This is a genomic window from Ruegeria sp. CDSA077 (genome assembly GCF_059612265.1).
This window is the reverse complement of the sequence record NZ_JBXWQG010000008.1, coordinates 86,683-102,435: the sequence shown is the minus strand read 5'-3', so window position 1 is coordinate 102,435 and position 15,753 is coordinate 86,683. Positions and strand designations below refer to the sequence as shown.

The 15,753-nt window shown below is 55.5% G+C and carries 20 protein-coding genes; 8 read left to right on the top strand and 12 right to left on the bottom strand.

The window, feature by feature from the left end:
- Nucleotides 1-2: 2 nt before the first annotated feature.
- Nucleotides 3-635 (top strand): leucyl/phenylalanyl-tRNA--protein transferase, encoded by a 633-nt coding sequence (aat, locus tag AC2FLE_RS15370; RefSeq protein ID WP_496698095.1) that lies wholly within the window; start codon nucleotides 3-5, stop codon nucleotides 633-635.
- Here the strand turns inward: aat and AC2FLE_RS15365 are convergent.
- The 6 genes from AC2FLE_RS15365 to AC2FLE_RS15340 all read right to left on the bottom strand — a co-directional run bounded on the left by AC2FLE_RS15365 (nucleotide 590) and on the right by AC2FLE_RS15340 (nucleotide 4,355).
- Complete coding sequence (locus AC2FLE_RS15365) at nucleotides 590-958, bottom strand: DUF2155 domain-containing protein (protein ID WP_496698093.1); 369 nt, start codon at nucleotides 956-958, stop codon at nucleotides 590-592. The two genes, aat and AC2FLE_RS15365, sit on opposite strands and share 46 nt — an antisense overlap.
- Nucleotides 955-1,407, bottom strand: coding sequence for an outer membrane lipid asymmetry maintenance protein MlaD (gene mlaD / locus AC2FLE_RS15360; protein ID WP_142638125.1), 453 nt, complete (start codon nucleotides 1,405-1,407; stop codon nucleotides 955-957). Before mlaD ends, AC2FLE_RS15365 begins: the two co-directional genes overlap by 4 nt.
- 13 nt (nucleotides 1,408-1,420) lie before the next feature.
- A complete protein-coding gene (locus AC2FLE_RS15355) occupies nucleotides 1,421-1,804 on the bottom strand; it encodes an NADH:ubiquinone oxidoreductase subunit NDUFA12 (RefSeq protein ID WP_271950379.1) in 384 nt (127 codons plus the stop codon).
- Nucleotides 1,805-1,883: 79 nt separating this feature from the next.
- Nucleotides 1,884-2,258: a Rid family hydrolase gene (locus AC2FLE_RS15350; protein WP_496698091.1), complete on the bottom strand. Its 375-nt coding sequence runs from the start codon at nucleotides 2,256-2,258 to the stop codon at nucleotides 1,884-1,886.
- Nucleotides 2,259-2,324: 66 nt separating this feature from the next.
- Entirely contained in the window at nucleotides 2,325-3,590 is a 1,266-nt protein-coding gene (clpX, locus tag AC2FLE_RS15345; protein WP_142638118.1) for an ATP-dependent Clp protease ATP-binding subunit ClpX, read from the bottom strand.
- 132 nt (nucleotides 3,591-3,722) lie between these two features.
- Nucleotides 3,723-4,355, bottom strand: coding sequence for an ATP-dependent Clp protease proteolytic subunit (locus AC2FLE_RS15340; RefSeq protein ID WP_496698089.1), 633 nt, complete (start codon nucleotides 4,353-4,355; stop codon nucleotides 3,723-3,725).
- 320 nt (nucleotides 4,356-4,675) lie between these two features.
- Between AC2FLE_RS15340 and AC2FLE_RS15335 the strand changes: the two genes are divergently transcribed.
- Nucleotides 4,676-5,011 carry an ArsR/SmtB family transcription factor gene (locus AC2FLE_RS15335; RefSeq protein WP_496698088.1) on the top strand — a complete coding sequence of 112 codons (336 nt, stop codon included), beginning with the start codon at nucleotides 4,676-4,678 and terminating at the stop codon, nucleotides 5,009-5,011.
- Nucleotides 5,012-5,034: 23 nt separating this feature from the next.
- Here AC2FLE_RS15335 and AC2FLE_RS15330 read toward each other — a convergent pair whose 3' ends face one another.
- Nucleotides 5,035-6,081, bottom strand: a complete 1,047-nt coding sequence (locus tag AC2FLE_RS15330) for a zinc ABC transporter substrate-binding protein (protein ID WP_496698086.1) — start codon at nucleotides 6,079-6,081, stop codon at nucleotides 5,035-5,037.
- Between the two features lie 93 nt (nucleotides 6,082-6,174).
- Here AC2FLE_RS15330 and AC2FLE_RS15325 point away from each other — a divergent pair, with 93 nt between their 5' ends.
- The 4 genes from AC2FLE_RS15325 to AC2FLE_RS15310 all read left to right on the top strand — a co-directional run bounded on the left by AC2FLE_RS15325 (nucleotide 6,175) and on the right by AC2FLE_RS15310 (nucleotide 8,408).
- Nucleotides 6,175-6,654: a Fur family transcriptional regulator gene (locus AC2FLE_RS15325; RefSeq protein WP_142638114.1), complete on the top strand. Its 480-nt coding sequence runs from the start codon at nucleotides 6,175-6,177 to the stop codon at nucleotides 6,652-6,654.
- Nucleotides 6,651-7,400, top strand: coding sequence for a metal ABC transporter ATP-binding protein (locus AC2FLE_RS15320; RefSeq protein WP_496678354.1), 750 nt, complete (start codon nucleotides 6,651-6,653; stop codon nucleotides 7,398-7,400). Before AC2FLE_RS15325 ends, AC2FLE_RS15320 begins: the two co-directional genes overlap by 4 nt.
- Entirely contained in the window at nucleotides 7,400-8,194 is a 795-nt protein-coding gene (locus AC2FLE_RS15315; RefSeq protein WP_271950389.1) for a metal ABC transporter permease, read from the top strand. The genes AC2FLE_RS15320 and AC2FLE_RS15315 overlap by 1 nt, the downstream gene beginning before the upstream one ends.
- Nucleotides 8,195-8,270: 76 nt before the next feature.
- A complete protein-coding gene (locus AC2FLE_RS15310) occupies nucleotides 8,271-8,408 on the top strand; it encodes an entericidin A/B family lipoprotein (RefSeq protein WP_142638111.1) in 138 nt (45 codons plus the stop codon).
- A gap of 1,294 nt (nucleotides 8,409-9,702) precedes the next feature.
- On the opposite strand, the gene AC2FLE_RS15305 is transcribed toward AC2FLE_RS15310, so the two are convergent.
- The 5 genes from AC2FLE_RS15305 to AC2FLE_RS15285 form a co-directional block, all read right to left on the bottom strand.
- Entirely contained in the window at nucleotides 9,703-10,023 is a 321-nt protein-coding gene (locus AC2FLE_RS15305; RefSeq protein ID WP_496698083.1) for a hypothetical protein, read from the bottom strand.
- A 90-nt stretch (nucleotides 10,024-10,113) separates the two neighbouring features.
- Entirely contained in the window at nucleotides 10,114-10,293 is a 180-nt protein-coding gene (locus tag AC2FLE_RS15300; protein WP_142638109.1) for a CTP synthetase, read from the bottom strand.
- A 303-nt stretch (nucleotides 10,294-10,596) separates the two neighbouring features.
- Nucleotides 10,597-11,514 (bottom strand): LAPAL motif-containing putative phage structural protein, encoded by a 918-nt coding sequence (locus tag AC2FLE_RS15295; RefSeq protein WP_496698081.1) that lies wholly within the window; start codon nucleotides 11,512-11,514, stop codon nucleotides 10,597-10,599.
- A 162-nt stretch (nucleotides 11,515-11,676) separates the two neighbouring features.
- Nucleotides 11,677-13,476: a translation elongation factor 4 gene (gene lepA, locus AC2FLE_RS15290; RefSeq protein ID WP_142638105.1), complete on the bottom strand. Its 1,800-nt coding sequence runs from the start codon at nucleotides 13,474-13,476 to the stop codon at nucleotides 11,677-11,679.
- 86 nt (nucleotides 13,477-13,562) lie between these two features.
- Nucleotides 13,563-14,186, bottom strand: a complete 624-nt coding sequence (locus tag AC2FLE_RS15285) for an RNA ligase family protein (protein WP_496698079.1) — start codon at nucleotides 14,184-14,186, stop codon at nucleotides 13,563-13,565.
- Nucleotides 14,187-14,361: 175 nt separating this feature from the next.
- Between AC2FLE_RS15285 and AC2FLE_RS15280 the strand changes: the two genes are divergently transcribed.
- The gene (locus AC2FLE_RS15280; protein ID WP_496698078.1) at nucleotides 14,362-14,673 is read left to right on the top strand and encodes a hypothetical protein; all 312 of its coding nucleotides are present in this window, start codon (nucleotides 14,362-14,364) and stop codon (nucleotides 14,671-14,673) included.
- A gap of 66 nt (nucleotides 14,674-14,739) precedes the next feature.
- Nucleotides 14,740-15,681, top strand: coding sequence for a LysR family transcriptional regulator (locus AC2FLE_RS15275; protein ID WP_496698076.1), 942 nt, complete (start codon nucleotides 14,740-14,742; stop codon nucleotides 15,679-15,681).
- Nucleotides 15,682-15,753 lie beyond the last annotated feature (72 nt).

Below are 15,753 nucleotides of genomic sequence, written 5' to 3'. Positions count from 1 at the left end.
GCATGAGCCTTTCCCCGGAATTACTGCTCCATGGATATTCCATCGGTATCTTCCCGATGGCTGAACATCGCGATGATCCGGACCTGTTTTGGGTTGATCCTAAGTTTCGCGGCATCTTCCCTCTGGACGGATTTCACATCTCACGCAGCTTGGCCCGCAGGATTCGGAACTGTCGGTACACGGTGTCAATCAACAGGGATTTTGCCGGCGTTGTTGATGGCTGCGCTGATCGCACGGATACCTGGATCAATCAGGAACTTCGCACCCTTTACCAAAAGCTGAACCAATCCGGTCACGCCCATTCACTGGAAATCTGGGACGGCCCGAATTTGGTTGGGGGCGTTTATGGCGTTACTCTTGGCGCTGCCTTCTTTGGTGAGAGCATGTTTTCCCGACGCAAGGATGCCTCAAAAATTGCGCTTGCTTATCTGGTCGACCGGTTGCGGTCCTGCGGGTTCAAACTGTTCGATACACAGTTTTTAACCGCGCATCTCGCCTCGCTCGGCGCGATTGAGGTGCCGCGGGCACAGTATCGGAACGCGCTGGAAGAGGCAGTGACTATTGCAGCAGATTTCTCTGCTGATCTCGATCAATCGCCGGATGGCGTGATACAGCGGATCACCCAGACGTCATAGCGCGAATGATCAAGCGCATTCAGGGCTGGCGAGGTGGCAATCATCCACCCGTCAAACAGCTGATCCGTTCCGCCTTGTTCCCAAATGGTCAGGTAGGCAAACGCGTCCCCTGTTGGGTTATCTGCAGGATAGCGGCAATCACCCAGCGCGACATCCAGCCCAAAGACTGTCTTGGATTGGCCGTTTTGCAGTTCGACATCAACGGTCTGGCCATTGACCTTATCCAGCCCTCTGAGCATTGCACCCGGTCCGGATTGAACCTTTTGCTGTGCCGCTACCCCAGAGGCTGCCAGCATTGCCGCGATCAGAGCATATCGCTTCATTCGCCGCCATCTCCGGCGACGAACTTAACCAAAAGCGAAATCAGGCTGACTGCGCCCTGTGTATCCTCGACCTGATCGCCCGGTTCAAAGTTAAAGAGCGATCCGCCTGGCATGACTTCTACAAAGTTACCACCCAGCAACCCTTCGGATGAGATCACGATAGCACTGTCATCGGGGACCAGAATTCCATCAGAAATCGCAAAAGTCGTGTCCGCCCGGTAGGTTTCCGGGTTCAGGGTCACCCCTGTCACGGTGCCGATTTTGACCCCGGCAAGCCGCACGTCCGTTCCGACGCCGACGCCTTCGAGCGAGCGGAAAGAGGCGTTAAGCTCATAACCAGAACCGCCCTGGGACAGGCCTGTCGACTGGCTCGCATAGACGCCAAACGCTATTGCCCCGGCCAGGACGGCGCCTCCGACCAAAACTTCTGAAACTTTGTAAGATGACATTGCTCGCCTCGTCTTATTCCGGGTTCCAGGCCTCATAATCCGAACGCTCGACCGGATCCGGGCGGCGCAAAGACCCCGCCGGTGCATAAGCAAGCGCGGTTCCTGTCAGGTTTTCCTGATGCGGTTTTTCCCAGGATTTATGTGCCAGAGGTTTGTCGGTTGGCGGTTCGTCCCAGGTGCGGTGCAACCAACCGTGCCAATCGGGATCAACCCTGCTGGCCTCGGCCTCGCCGTTGAAGATCACCCAACGCCTGCTGTCATCCGCGGTACGATAAAACATATTGCCTTCATTATCTTCACCGACTTTCACGCCTTTGCGCGCGGTGTAAATCTGGGTGTTCAGGGTGGCCCCGTTCCACCAGGTCACGGCGCGCAAAAGACTGTTCAGGATTCCCATCGGCTGCCTCCGGCATTTTTGTCTCTGCAGATATGGACCAAAGGTCCGCCAAGGTCCAGTGCTAGGGTAGCGTTGCGCATCAATCCGGCAAAACTGCGGTCACTTCAATCTCGATGCGGTCCTCTGGCGTGATCAGGTTGCATTCGGTCACTGTCGCCGCCGGCGGGTTTTCACCAAATGCCTCAACCAGCAAAGGCCAGCACAGTTCGAATTCCGACATGTCCGGAAGGTAGTAGTTTACCCGAACCACATGCGCCAAATTTGATCCAGCCACATCCAAAGCCTTTTCAATCGCCTGCAGCGCGGATTTGCACTGTCCGACGATATCTTTGGGAATGATTTCGCCTTGTGCGCAGGTTCCGGCAACAAAGACAAAACCGTTTGCAACCACTGCCCGGCAATAGCCGACTTTGGCCTCATATTGGCCGCCCGAGGAAATTCGCCTTATCGTCATCCTGCCCTCCCAAACACAAAATGGCGCGGGATCACCGCGCCATCTGTTGCAATTCAAATTCAGTGATTACCCGGCCGAAGCCGATTCCGCCGCATCCGCATAGATGATCAGCGGCTGCTTGTCCGAGGATACAGCCTCTTCATTGACGACAACTTCGGTCACGTTCTTCATGCCAGGCAATTCGAACATCGTGTCCAGAAGGATGTCTTCAAGGATCGAGCGCAGCCCGCGTGCACCGGTCTTCCGTTCAATGGCGCGTTTGGCGATAGCCTTGAGCGCATCGTCGGTAAAGCCCAGCTCGGCATCTTCCAGTTCGAACAGACGCTGATACTGTTTGACCAGCGCGTTCTTGGGTTTTGTCAGAATGGTGACCAGCGCATCCTCGTCGAGATCCTCAAGCGTGGCCAGAACTGGCAGACGTCCGACAAATTCCGGGATCAGACCGAATTTCAGCAGGTCTTCAGGCTCCAGCTCTTTGAAAATCTCACCCACGCCGCGGTCATCATTGTCCCGCACATCGGCACCAAAGCCCATGGCCGAGCCTTTGCCGCGCTGTGCGATAATTCTATCCAGACCCGCAAAGGCACCACCGCAGATGAACAGGATATTCGTCGTGTCCACTTGCAGGAATTCCTGCTGCGGATGCTTGCGTCCACCTTGCGGCGGAACACTGGCGACGGTGCCTTCCATCAGCTTCAGCAGCGCCTGCTGCACGCCCTCGCCCGACACGTCGCGCGTGATCGAGGGATTCTCGGATTTGCGCGTGATCTTGTCGACCTCATCGATGTAAACGATGCCGCGCTGCGCGCGTTCGACATTGTATTCGCTGGCCTGCAACAGTTTGAGAATGATATTTTCGACATCCTCGCCCACATAACCGGCTTCGGTCAGCGTGGTCGCATCGGCCATGGTAAAGGGCACATCCAGAATGCGCGCCAGAGTTTGCGCCAACAACGTCTTGCCGCAGCCTGTCGGGCCGATCAACAGGATGTTGGATTTGGCCAGCTCGATATCGCTACCGGCTTTCTGAGCGTGATTCAATCGTTTATAGTGGTTGTGAACCGCTACTGACAGAACCCGCTTGGCCGTAGCCTGACCGATCACATAATCGTCCAGAACTTCGCAGATGTCTTTCGGCGTCGGCACTCCGTCAGAAGATTTCAGCCCGTTGGCTTTCGTCTCTTCGCGGATGATGTCCATACACAGCTCGACGCATTCATCACAGATGAACACGGTCGGACCTGCAATCAGCTTACGCACCTCATGCTGGCTTTTGCCACAGAAGCTGCAGTAGAGCGTGTTTTTGCCGTCACCGCCTGAATTCGTCGCCATGATCTACCTTTCGGGCTCCATCCTATGCCCCTTGCGGGGCCGCGCTTGCGCCTGTTCGTGCAGCTTAGGCCAGCACTGTGGCGGCTACAATCTCAAAATACCCCCCGTATCGGCGACACGAGGGGTCTGGGCTTAGCTCTCTTCGCCGCTCATCTTGGCGCGGTTTTCAACGATCTCGTCGATGTGACCCCATTCCTTAGCCTCTTCCGGGCTCATGAAGTTGTCACGGTCCAGCGCCTTTTCAACGGCCTTTTTGGTCTGTCCAGTATGGCGTACATAGATATCATACAGGCGATCCTTCAGCTTTTGCGTCTCAGCTGCGTGGATCATGATATCACTTGCCTGACCCTGGTATCCGCCACTGGGCTGGTGCACCATGATGCGGCTGTTCGGCAGGGAAAAGCGCATCCCGTTCGCGCCACCGGCCAGCAGAACCGACCCCATCGAGGCCGCTTGACCGATCACCAATGTTGAACACTTCGGTTTGATATACTGCATTGTGTCGTAAATCGACAAACCGCTGGTGACCACGCCACCCGGCGAGTTGATGTAGATCGAGATTTCCTTGTTCGGGTTTTCCGCCTCAAGGTGCAGCAGCTGAGCAACCACAAGATGGCTCATCCCGTCGTGGATCGGGCCGTTGATAAAGATGATCCGCTCTTTCAGAAGGCGCGAGAAGATATCATATGCGCGCTCACCCCTGCTGGTCTGCTCAACGACCATTGGGACAAGCGTGTTCATGTATGTGTCAACGGGATCGAACATAAGAAACCTGCCTGCTTTGCTATGGATCGGGACACTACCCGAAAATCTGTTACCTGAGTCTTAGTATCGCCACAGTGGGGCTGCAAGGGGTGCAGGAAACTTCATGCCCTGCAAATGCAAATTGATATTCAGCGGTGACTAAAGCGATACGCTCTTCAAAGTCGAAATCTGCGTCGAACTCTCACAAGTTCCCCTTTTCCCTTCACCTCATTTTGATTCATGCATATGAGAGTAAATGTTCATAATTAGCTGACTTGCGACCTTCTTCAGGCAGCAACACAAACAGGCGCCCAAAGTGTGGGCTGGTAAGGAAACAGAGGATGGCCCTTCCACAACTTTCACAGGAAATATCTCCGGAAAATTTCGACAAAATGGTTGAGAATGCAACGCATGCTGCAAATTTTCTCAAGGCCATCAGCCACGAAGGGCGTCTCATGATCCTGTGCCACCTGGTATCGGGAGAAAAGTCAGTAACAGAACTGGAAGAGCTGCTTTCGGCGCGGCAAGCCGCTGTTTCGCAACAACTGTCGCGGTTGCGACTTGAAGGGTTGGTGACGCCTCGCCGCGAAGGCAAGGCGATCTTTTATAGACTGGCCGATGAACGGCCACGCCGGATGTTAGAGGTTGTCTACGAACTCTTTTGCAACGAAGAATAAGAGCAATCCGCTATCCCAGCAACTTACGACTTACTTTTGGAACAGTCTTGATAGCCGGCGGACATGGCCATTAGCAAACTATCATAGTGCGAAATTCCCGTGTCAAAACTCACGCCTACGGGATCCAATTCAAAGATCGTGGCCCCGGTTCCTTCGATCGCTGTCCGCACCAGCCTTGTGTCAAATTGCGGCTCGGAAAAGGCACAAACAATTCCTTCATGCTCAACCTTTTCACGCAAAGCCGCCAATCGCGCCGGCCCGGGAGAGGACGCATCGCCAAGACTGACTGCGCCGGATGACTCCAGCCCAAATCGCTTTTCGAAATACTGATAGGCATCATGAAACGTTATGAATGACAGCGTCTGCATATCTGTCAGATCTGTCATAATTTTTTCTTTCAGTTCAACCAGTTCCCGATCTGCGGTCGCCGCGTTCTGCTGATAAGCATCGGCGTTTTCAGGGTCCGCCTCTGAGAGCGTTGCGGCAATTACCTGAACCCAGATACGTGCATTTTCGGGATCCAGCCAGGCGTGGGGGTCAACCCCTTCGTGATCATGGCCATGGTCGTCTGCATGGCCCGCATGGTCGTCGTGATCGTCATGACCCGCATGATCGTCGTGATCCGCATAATCGTCGTGATCCGCGTGATCGTCGTGATCCGCGTGATCGTCGTGGCCATCATGATCCGCACGGTCATCATGGTCATCATGGTCATCATGGTCGGTCGTATCCCGGAATTCATAGAGAATTGTTCCATCCGCATCCAACAAAGAGACATGCAGCGCATCCGGCGACAGCGCGCCCAAGGGTTTAACCAGCCAAGGGGTCAGCTCTTCTCCGGTCCAGAATACGATCTCGGCGGATTGCAAAGACCGCGCCTCAGAAGGCCGCATCGCGTGATCATGCGGAGACGCGCCGGGTGGAATGATCAAGCTGGGCTCACCCACGCCGTCCATCACCCGGGCGACCAGCGAATGGACAGGCGCAATATCGACGGCCACGCTTGGCGCCTCGGCGATTGCCTGGCCCGCAAACGCAAGTGAGCACACATATAGTGTAGATCGGAACATTTTCCCTCCAAATTGATATGTTATTACATTCGTTGAGCGCTTGTTAATCCGGACGTTATTACATATCAAGTTCAAAATCATTGGAGCCCCGTTATGAGCACCGTTGGATTCAGACAACACGATCACGCCCACTGCGTTCACACTGCGCTGTCTCAGGCCGAAAACAAGTGCAGAACAAAGCGCCTGCAGTTCACCACTGTCCGACGCCGTGTTCTTGAGATCCTGTTGGAAAAGCACCGGGCAATGGGCGCATATGATATCCTGGCTGTGCTAGCTGCAGAAGGGCTCGGGTCGCAACCTCCGGTCGCGTATCGTGCACTGGATTTCCTTGTGCAAAACGGGTTCGTGCATCGTATCGAGCAACTGAATGCCTATACAGCCTGCGCCCACCCGACCCATGACCATGTCCCCGCGTTTCTGATCTGCAGGTCCTGCAAAGCGGTGGCTGAAACGGAAACCGAGCTGACACAGGGTCGATTGGGCGCTGCGGCGAACACCTCGGGGTTTCAAATCGAACGAGTAGTGGTCGAGGCCGAGGGCCTATGTCCCGAATGCGTAGGTTCGGCGGCATGAATACTCCCCTTATTTCATTGAAAAACATGTCCATTCGGATCGACGGCCGCACGATCCTTGAACATGTGAACGCGGCAGTTTCCGAAGCAGAGATCGTGACCATTGTGGGGCCCAACGGATCTGGTAAGTCGACTCTTTTACGGGCGATCATTGGGGCCATTGCCCCATCAGAAGGCCAGGTAAGCCGCGCACCCGGCCTGCGCATCGGTTATGTCCCGCAAAAACTGGCTTTGGACGCCGCTTTACCGATGACCGTGCAACGTTTCCTGGGCTTACCCAAACGGATCTCGGCCCGCAAAGCGCTGGATGCACTAGAACGAGCGGGCGTCCCGGATCTGCGCAACCGGCAAATGACCCAGCTTTCGGGCGGTCAATTTCAACGAGTTCTGCTGGCGCGCGCACTCCTTGATGATCCTCAGGTCTTGCTTTTGGATGAAGCGACGCAAGGCCTGGATCAACCGGGTGCAGCTGCCTTTTATCAACGCATTGAGCAGGTCAGACGCGACCTTGGTTGTGCGATCGTGATGGTCAGTCACGATCTGCACGTTGTTATGGCGGCCTCAGACCGTGTGCTATGTCTGAACGGACATATATGCTGCGAGGGGTCGCCTCATACCGTCGCGGACGCACCTGAATACCGGGCCTTATTTGGCAGCGGAACCAAGGGCATGATGGCCCTTTACCAACATCAACACAGCCATTCGCACGACCATGACCACCACCACGACCAGGAAACAACCAACTGATGTTAGACGATTTTATGGTTCGTGCGGCGCTGGCGGGTATTGGCGTTGCACTCGCGGCGGCCCCTTTGGGGTGCTTTGTGGTATGGCGCCGGATGGCCTATCTGGGCGAGGCCACAGCGCACGCGGCTGTTCTGGGTGTGGCACTGTCTCTGGCATTTTCACTTCCGATGCTGCCGTCGATTGTGGCGTCAGCGCTTGCCATGGGGCTTACCGTCACGCTTTTGCGTGGCAAGGGGTTGGCGATGGATACATTACTAGGCGTAATAGCGCATACAGCCCTGGCCGCAGGGCTAGTCACCGTCGCCTTGCTGTCCGACGTCCGGCTGGATTTAAATGCCTTTCTGTTTGGTGATATCCTGGCTGTCACCAAAGGCGATTTGGCAACCATTTGGGGTGGCGGCGCGTTGATCCTGGCAGTCATGATCTGGCGCTGGTCAGCCCTACTTGTCGCCACGCTGAACCCGGACATGGCCTATGCATCCGGCATTGACCCAAAGCGCGAGGAGGTGTGGTTGACGCTGACCATGGCGCTGGCCGTTGCCGTGGCAATCAAAGTGGTAGGGGTTCTGTTGATTGCCGCCCTGCTCGTCATCCCGGCAGCCGGCGCGCGGTCTTTAGTGAGAACCCCTGAAAATATGGCGTTCGGGGCCGCCATCATCGGATCAGCTGCCGCCCTTGTCGGGCTGTGCGGTGCGTATCTTGCCGACACTCCGGCCGGGCCCAGCATCGTCTGCGCCGCAGCTGTGATCTTTCTGGTAACCGCCGCCATCGGGCCACTTTTTCGTAAAGAATAGATTGCCGGTTCAAAACTCTGGTTCACCATTAGCAAAACTGCTACGAAAATCGGGACTTATACAAAAGGAGAGACCTATGATCCGAGCCGCACTTATTGGACTGGCCCTTTGCACACTCGCCGCATGTGAAACCGCTAAAGGCGCCGGTAAAGATATTGAAAAAGCAGGTGACGCAATTCAGGGCGCAGCCACCGAGGTTCAGGAAAACATCTGATTCCTTTCGGAATGTAGCGATCAAGATCGGGCGACATACAAGATATAGTTGCCCTCTGCACCCGGACCCGCTATCGTTGCGGACACAGGTGCATAGACGCGGCATTGCATTTCTGACACGATCACGGGGTTCTTGCTTAAACGCTAGAACCCCGTTCCCGTTTTAGGGGGAATTAAATCGCTGCCTGTATGAATCCGGGGCCCGGAAAAAGGAAAAGGCGTCAGGTGCGCAGACGCGGTCTTTGCACGTGCCCAAAGGACACCCCTGACGCCTTACCGGTTCGACACGCCCGAGGGACGTCCCGATCCAGTTGCTTTGTCCCCCTAAGGGGCCACAGCCGCTGAACAGAGCCCGAGGGCCCCGCACAGCACGCATTAACCTTCTGAGAGCTTGATCACCTGTTTCAAACTTGACGCCCAAATCAGCGGATCACGCACCGGTAAGTCTTTGCAGTAGAACAAAATCCTAAGATTTCCCTTCACCGCAGCGACCCCCTTGGTCTTTGCGTCCCACCCAGGATCCTAAGAACCTCTGCGGTAACCTAACTGTTACATCGCGGTCATAAACGGGCAAGAAAATAGCACTGCAGCATAAAAAATAGCCGGGGATAAACTGTTGATATCTCGCTGGAGAGTGATGTGGATAACTCTAGATTTTGCGTTCCTGCGCAGAGTTGCCAATGGACAAGTGAAATTGCGTGCTCGGCCCGGGATTTTGGACTCTTTCTGCAGGCGCGAACGGACTGCACGACCCTTCTGGGGGTTTTGGTGAGCGATTGCGCCGATCCGATCCCTGATATTTCGAATCAAACCCGCCTTGAACGGGTCGCTCTTTGGCCACGGCCTCCGAGGACCGAGGCATTTTCTGACCAATCAGGGCCACCTGCCCGCATTTTGCGCTGAAAGCCTGTTCTGAATTTGAGAAGCGCTCCGACCCGGTTGGGTTACCTACTAAGCGCTGCGGCAATTCGCAGCCAGTACCCCCTAAATTCCAACCGGACCAGAGACGCTTCAGTTCACCTGGAGACCAGAGACGAGCCCGGAACTCGTTCGATCGCGCAGGCTACGCAAATTCAAAATTACATACAGCCCAAGGATCTTGCGCCAGCCCACGCAGCCAACCTAAATGAAGGGGCATTTACCGCTTCGATAGTTGAATTTGCTGTCACTGGCTCACCTCCTGTGCTGGGCCTTTCGCTGGCCTTTTATACAGATTGGGTGGCTGAGGGCCGGTTGCAACTTACCTAAAGGAAGCTTCATGAAGGCTTTAAAAAAGCCTAACCAGACTGTCGCGCTTAGGCCCAGGCCAGCGCGGTGCCGATCACGACCAGGGAAATGCCAAACACTTCGCGATGCGAGAAGTTTTCGCCAAACAGAAAGAATGAGGCGATGGCGATCAGAACGACCTCGGCCCCCAGAATGCCAGTATAGATTATGCCCAACCGTTCGTCGCGCAGCGCGGCGAGTTCGAGCGTCGCCCCGGCCAGCAGGGTCGCGACGATCAGCAGGCCAAGCCCCAGGCCTGGGATTTTCCACCAGAACTTCATCGCGACCATGGCAACGGAATAGAGACCCGCTGACCCGGGGGCAATGAAGGGGATCATGGATGTGGACATCTGCGCCTCCTGCTAGGGTTCCGCAGGGTAAACTCTAGCAGGCCAGCCGGGATGCGGCTGTGAGGTTGGTCACAATGGGTCGAACAGGCCTTATCCCGCGATCTTTCGGGTCACCAGATACGAAACCGGAAACGCCGCAATAAAGCCAGCTCCGGCAGCGATCAGGATAGGGTATAGCGTCGTATACCCCATCGACAGAACCGCAATGACAGCGGACCCGGCAAAGGTGGAACCAAGGAAGATATGTACGATCAACATCAGGGGAAGCATGGGGGCCTCATATCAGGGACTCAGGTTCCGCTGATCCTAGGATCGAGCACGCCTGCGGTCTTTGATCTGGGTCAGGGTGAGCGGCGTCTTGGAAACGGTCTGGCGGAGTTTCAGGGCCGAACGGGCGGAGCCCTGCGGCGTCCCGCGCAGCGCAACGGATGATCAGCAGAGATGAGGGCAGCGCCGACCCGAGGGGTGGCGCAAACGCGCCGCCCGTTTTGCCGGAGGCAAACCTCGGTTTGACGGGGCGGGTCGGCGCGGCCCGGCGGTGCCGCCGGGCGGGTGGGTTGATGGTCTTGGCTTTCAGTGATTATCAAACAAACCGCTGGGCCTGCCAGCATCCTCAATCACTTCGAAAACTTTAACTATTTCTTCCGATGAACTGGTCAAATTCCCTTTTGCATCATAATGATGTTCTACTCGCAAACGAACTTTAAGAGCGTCACCGGGTTTGATCGGGAAGCTGCCTGCTTTGAACTCAGACAACCAAATGTCATCCAAGATATTTAATGTCAGTGTTGTCTTGCCGTGTTTGAAAGTCCACTTGGCGTTACCGATGAAATCTGGTTTTCCGATCACTAGAAATAGGTCTTGTTCGTTGACCAACTCCTTCTCATCGCCAGTGTCTTCACTCGTCTCGGAAGGCAACCAATCACTCTTAAGATTGACCGTATACTCTTCTTTTCCAAGAGTAATCGTTAGTCCTTCCTCCGACGTAAACTTGCGCTTTGTTTCTTGGAATCTATCGAGTGGTTGCGATAGCCTTGTTGGGTTCGCAGGCGGATAATCTGGAAGTTGGCGAATCCCTGTTGCTCTTGCCATTTCGGCGATTTCTTCCGTCAAATCGGTGAGTTTCCTGTTCTCGTTCGCCGGTTCATCTAACCACTCAATCGCAGCATACTTGGCCTTGAGCAGATAGTGGCCAATCAGCTTCTTGATATCCCCGTCTTTTAGGGCTTCATCAGGGAGACTTTTGAGTACATTTCGAAGAAAAATTTTTAGGCTCGACTTTTGAAGGTCTTCTACAATCAACGCTGTCTCAAGCTGCGCATCGATTGTTTGCGTGAAAACTCGGTCCATATCCTCGAGCGAATGAATCAGGTCTGCTGCGATTTCAAATGCGCGTGCCGCCGACCCAACACTAGGATCGTAGTTGATCTTCAATACAAGATCTGCGTCAGCATTCGGCTCTTCGTCTAAAATACGTATCTTTCTAACCATAATAACACTCTAAACACATCCACTCAAAAGTGAATCCCCGAAAAACAAACAATCTAGAGGTTATGAAAAGCGATAGAAACTTTGGTTCCAAAGCGACCGTGTGGGCACGCTAGTTGGCTGCGCCAACCGCTTTCGCCCACCCGCCTTGAAAATGGCCAGCTTTTAGCTGTCCATCTTCAACGCTGAGATAAATGCCTCCTGCGGAATATCCACTTTCCCGAACTGACGCATCTTCTTCTTACCCGCCTTCTGCTTGTCCAGCAGTTTGCGTTTCCGCGTGGCGTCGCCTCCGTAGCATTTGGCGGTCACGTCCTTGCGCAGCGCCGAGAGAGTCTCGCGGGCGATGACCTTGCCTCCGATGGCGGCCTGGATCGGGATTTTGAACATGTGGCGCGGGATCAGGTCCTTGAGCTTTTCGCACATCGCCCGGCCCCGCATCTCGGCCCGGTCACGGTGAACCATGGTCGACAGCGCATCAACGGGCTCGTCATTCACCAGCACCGACATCTTGACCAGCGCGTCCTCGGTATAGCCGGTCATCTGATAGTCAAACGAGGCATAGCCCTTGGTCACCGATTTCAGGCGGTCGTAAAAGTCAAAAACGACCTCATTCAGCGGCAGGTCATAGACGACCATGGCGCGGCTGCCCGCATAGGTCAGGTCCATCTGGATGCCGCGGCGGTCCTGGCACAGTTTCAGTACGTCGCCCAGGAATTCATCCGGCACAAGGATGGTCGCCTTGATGCGCGGCTCTTCGATATGGTCGACCTTTGAGGGGTCGGGCATGTCGGCGGGGTTGTGCAGCTCGATCATCTCGCCGTCTTTCATGAAGACGTGATAGATCACCGAAGGCGCGGTGGTGATCAGCTCGATATCATACTCGCGCTCAATCCGGTCGCGAATGACCTCAAGGTGCAGCAGGCCAAGGAAGCCGCAACGGAAGCCAAAGCCCAAAGCGGCCGAGGTTTCCATCTCAAAGCTGAAGCTGGCGTCGTTCAGCGCCAGTTTGTCAATCGCATCGCGCAGGTCTTCGAATTCGGAACTGTCGACGGGGAAGAGGCCACAGAACACCACCGGCTGCGCGGGTTTAAAGCCGTCCAGCGCGATTTCTGCGCCATTGCGGTCATTGGTGATCGTGTCACCGACGCGGGTGTCACGGACCTGTTTGATCGAGGCGGTGAGAAAGCCGATCTCACCGGGGCCGAGGCTGTCGACCATCTCCATCTCAGGCCGGAAGACGCCGACGCGGTCGACATGGTGCAGGGTGTTGTTCGACATGAACTTGACCCGCATGCCCTTTTTCAGGGTGCCGTCCATGATGCGGACCAGAACGATGACGCCGAGATAGGCGTCGTACCAGCTATCGACCAGCATCGCCTTGAGCGGTGCATCCAGATTACCCTTGGGGGCCGGCAGATGGGTGACAATGGCCTCCAACGTCTCATGGATGCCCTGCCCGGTCTTGGCGCTGACCTGAATCGCCTCGGACGCGTCGATGCCGATCACATCCTCGATCTGTTCGGCCACGCGGTCACAATCGGACGCAGGCAGGTCGATCTTGTTCAACACCGGCACGATGTCATGATCGGCGTCGATGGCCTGATAGACATTCGCCAGCGTCTGCGCCTCGACCCCTTGGGTGGAGTCCACAACCAGCAGCGAGCCTTCGACCGCGCGCATCGACCGCGAAACCTCATAGGCAAAGTCCACGTGGCCGGGGGTGTCGATCAGGTTCAGCACGTATTGCTCGCCATTGTCAGCGGTATAGTCGATGCGGACCGTGTTGGCCTTGATGGTGATGCCGCGCTCGCGCTCGATATCCATGCTGTCGAGCAGCTGTTCCTTCATGTCACGATCCTTGACTGTCCCGGTCTCTTGGATGAGCCGGTCAGCAAGGGTGGATTTGCCATGGTCGATATGCGCGACGATGGAGAAATTGCGGATGTGAGCGAGGTCTGTCATGGGTTGGGGATATGCGTCGGAAATGGGCTGCGGTCAAGGTAGGACGAGACCCGACGAAACCCTTTAGTTGCTAGGCTTCGATCCGATCAGACCAGCCCATTTCTAACCAGTTCAGCATTCATCCAATGCGTCTCACTTTGCACATGACCTTCACGTACGTACTTCGCGAGATGAGTGGGCATGTTTTCTTCCTCGAATGCTGCTGTTGTGCGAACGACAAACCCCTCTTGTTTGTCTAGATCTAGGGCTGCAATTACATCAGCGACGACCTGAGCTGAGAACCGTCCTTGATACAGTTCGGAAACAGGGCTGATTCCAAGTTTTGTAAAGCGTGACAGCGTCGCATCCCATGGCTGAACGACGCCAGCCTTGATCCACGCGAATCCCAAAAAATAAGTCGGCAATTCCAAATACACGATGGAATGACGTGCGAATAGATATTCGCCAACAATGCGCTCATCCTTTGTAAGTTGCGGTGCGATACCAGCTGCGAAAGCCTTCATCCAGTCTCGCGACGGGTGATATCTGGCGTCGATACTGCGAGGGTGACAGCCTTGACTGTGGATGGTCGTATTCTCACCGTCCATCTTTTCGGTAAAGACGACTTCGTCCGCTGATGCCAACTCATCAACACTCGACATGATCTTGTCATCGCTCGTAGCACCGGGAGATTGCGGCAAGTGGAATGTACGCCCGTATTTCTTTAGCATTTTGGTCTCACGATAGAGTTCTAAGCGAAGTCAGGCCAGAAAACGCGACATCAATTATGTGCGCAATCACTTTTTCGCAGCACATGATTGATCCGAAATCCACTTTGATTCATACTCCGCCACAGACCGAGAGGGGCATCAGACCCGTCCGGGCAGGCAAAAACGAGGCAAGAGCATGAAACAGTTCCTCTTAATCGCATTTTGTGCGGCATCGCTGACGGTGATGGCTCCGGCACCGAGCGAGGCTGCGCAGATCAAACGGGCGTGTCTGGCGTCGGACCGGTCGGCGGCGACGCGGGCGCGGTGCAGTTGCATTCAGCGCGTCGCAGATCAGGCGTTGACGCGGGGCGATCAGAAGACCGTCGCCAAGTGGTTCACCGACCCCCATCAGGCGCAGGAGTTGAAGATGTCGCAGACTTCGCGCGATGATGCGCTGTGGGATCGGTATAAGAACTTTGGCCAGATGGCGCAGGCAATCTGCAACTAAGCTGGTCACGCTGCTTGACCTGATGCGCACTGCACCTCAGATATGGCGCAGCGAAAGGTGTATCAGATGGTAATGAAAGGGCTGACCCTGCGGGGCCTTGAGGTGTTCGAGGCTTTGGCGCGGACAGGATCGGTGGCACAGGCCGCCGAGATCACGGGGCTCAGCCAGCCTTCGATTTCTCAGCAATTGCGCAATCTGGAAAAGGCATTGGGCACTGATCTGGTCGATCACGGGCGACGACCAATGCGTTTAACGCAAGCCGGCCGCAGCTTTCTGGCGCGGGCCGAGGTCGTGCTGGCCGAACTGCAAATGGCCCAAAGCGAACTGACCGTGATGGATCTGGGGCATCTGACCACCCTCTCCATCGGTTTGATTGACGACTTCGACAACGATCTGACCCCGCGGCTGGCGACTTTGCTGGCCGACAGCCTGACCCGGTCGAAATTCAAACTGATCACGTTGCCCAGTCTAAACCTGTTCGCCGAGCTGGAGGCGCAGAGGCTGCATATGGCTGTATCCGCGCATTCCGGAGAGGTCCTGAAGGGTGTGATTGAATACCCTCTGGTTCAGGACCCTTTCATTCTGGTGACCCCAAAGGGTATGGGGAATTCAATACAGGACCTGCCCTTTCTGCGATACGCCCGAGATCAGCTGATCAGTCGCCAGATCGAGGCGCATCTGGCGCGCCAGCAAATGGAGTTCGAGGAACGGTTTGAAATCGGCTCGCACCTGGCGCTGATGGCAATGGTCGCACAGGGGCTTGGCTGGGCGATCACAACACCACTGGGATATATGCGTGCGACGCGGTTTCATGACGGGATGGAGGCGCATCCGGTCCCGTTCGGTGACTTCGCCCGCACAATTTCGCTGTTCACCCGCTCTGACTGGTCGGACCAAGTACCCAAAGAGGTTGCAGACATGATCCGACGGCTGATGCGGACCCAGATTGTTGATCCGGCAGTCGCGCAGGTGCCGTGGCTGGGCGGGCAGTTGAAGGTGATGAGTTAGTGTAGGGCACCGCAGATATTGGAAGCATAATTACCAACGCGCCGTGTGTTTCTGCCACCATCTTCATACAGA

Bases quoted from the DNA above. Each gene is read 5' to 3' on its own strand.
- AC2FLE_RS15280 (WP_496698078.1), top strand. From the start codon at position 14,362: ATGAAACAGTTCCTCTTAATCGCATTTTGTGCGGCATCGCTGACGGTG.
- AC2FLE_RS15320 (WP_496678354.1), top strand. From the start codon at position 6,651: ATGAATACTCCCCTTATTTCATTGAAAAACATGTCCATTCGGATCGAC.
- AC2FLE_RS15330 (WP_496698086.1), bottom strand. From the start codon at position 6,081: ATGTTCCGATCTACACTATATGTGTGCTCACTTGCGTTTGCGGGCCAG.
- AC2FLE_RS15310 (WP_142638111.1), top strand. From the start codon at position 8,271: ATGATCCGAGCCGCACTTATTGGACTGGCCCTTTGCACACTCGCCGCA.
- clpX (WP_142638118.1), bottom strand. From the start codon at position 3,590: ATGGCGACGAATTCAGGCGGTGACGGCAAAAACACGCTCTACTGCAGC.
- lepA (WP_142638105.1), bottom strand. From the start codon at position 13,476: ATGACAGACCTCGCTCACATCCGCAATTTCTCCATCGTCGCGCATATC.
- AC2FLE_RS15325 (WP_142638114.1), top strand. From the start codon at position 6,175: ATGAGCACCGTTGGATTCAGACAACACGATCACGCCCACTGCGTTCAC.
- AC2FLE_RS15285 (WP_496698079.1), bottom strand. From the start codon at position 14,186: ATGCTAAAGAAATACGGGCGTACATTCCACTTGCCGCAATCTCCCGGT.
- AC2FLE_RS15340 (WP_496698089.1), bottom strand. From the start codon at position 4,355: ATGTTCGATCCCGTTGACACATACATGAACACGCTTGTCCCAATGGTC.
- AC2FLE_RS15275 (WP_496698076.1), top strand. From the start codon at position 14,740: ATGGTAATGAAAGGGCTGACCCTGCGGGGCCTTGAGGTGTTCGAGGCT.
- AC2FLE_RS15335 (WP_496698088.1), top strand. From the start codon at position 4,676: ATGGCCCTTCCACAACTTTCACAGGAAATATCTCCGGAAAATTTCGAC.
- AC2FLE_RS15305 (WP_496698083.1), bottom strand. From the start codon at position 10,023: ATGTCCACATCCATGATCCCCTTCATTGCCCCCGGGTCAGCGGGTCTC.
- AC2FLE_RS15315 (WP_271950389.1), top strand. From the start codon at position 7,400: ATGTTAGACGATTTTATGGTTCGTGCGGCGCTGGCGGGTATTGGCGTT.
- AC2FLE_RS15355 (WP_271950379.1), bottom strand. From the start codon at position 1,804: ATGGGAATCCTGAACAGTCTTTTGCGCGCCGTGACCTGGTGGAACGGG.
- AC2FLE_RS15350 (WP_496698091.1), bottom strand. From the start codon at position 2,258: ATGACGATAAGGCGAATTTCCTCGGGCGGCCAATATGAGGCCAAAGTC.
- AC2FLE_RS15300 (WP_142638109.1), bottom strand. From the start codon at position 10,293: ATGCTTCCCCTGATGTTGATCGTACATATCTTCCTTGGTTCCACCTTT.
- AC2FLE_RS15365 (WP_496698093.1), bottom strand. From the start codon at position 958: ATGAAGCGATATGCTCTGATCGCGGCAATGCTGGCAGCCTCTGGGGTA.
- mlaD (WP_142638125.1), bottom strand. From the start codon at position 1,407: ATGTCATCTTACAAAGTTTCAGAAGTTTTGGTCGGAGGCGCCGTCCTG.
- AC2FLE_RS15295 (WP_496698081.1), bottom strand. From the start codon at position 11,514: ATGGTTAGAAAGATACGTATTTTAGACGAAGAGCCGAATGCTGACGCA.
- aat (WP_496698095.1), top strand. From the start codon at position 3: ATGAGCCTTTCCCCGGAATTACTGCTCCATGGATATTCCATCGGTATC.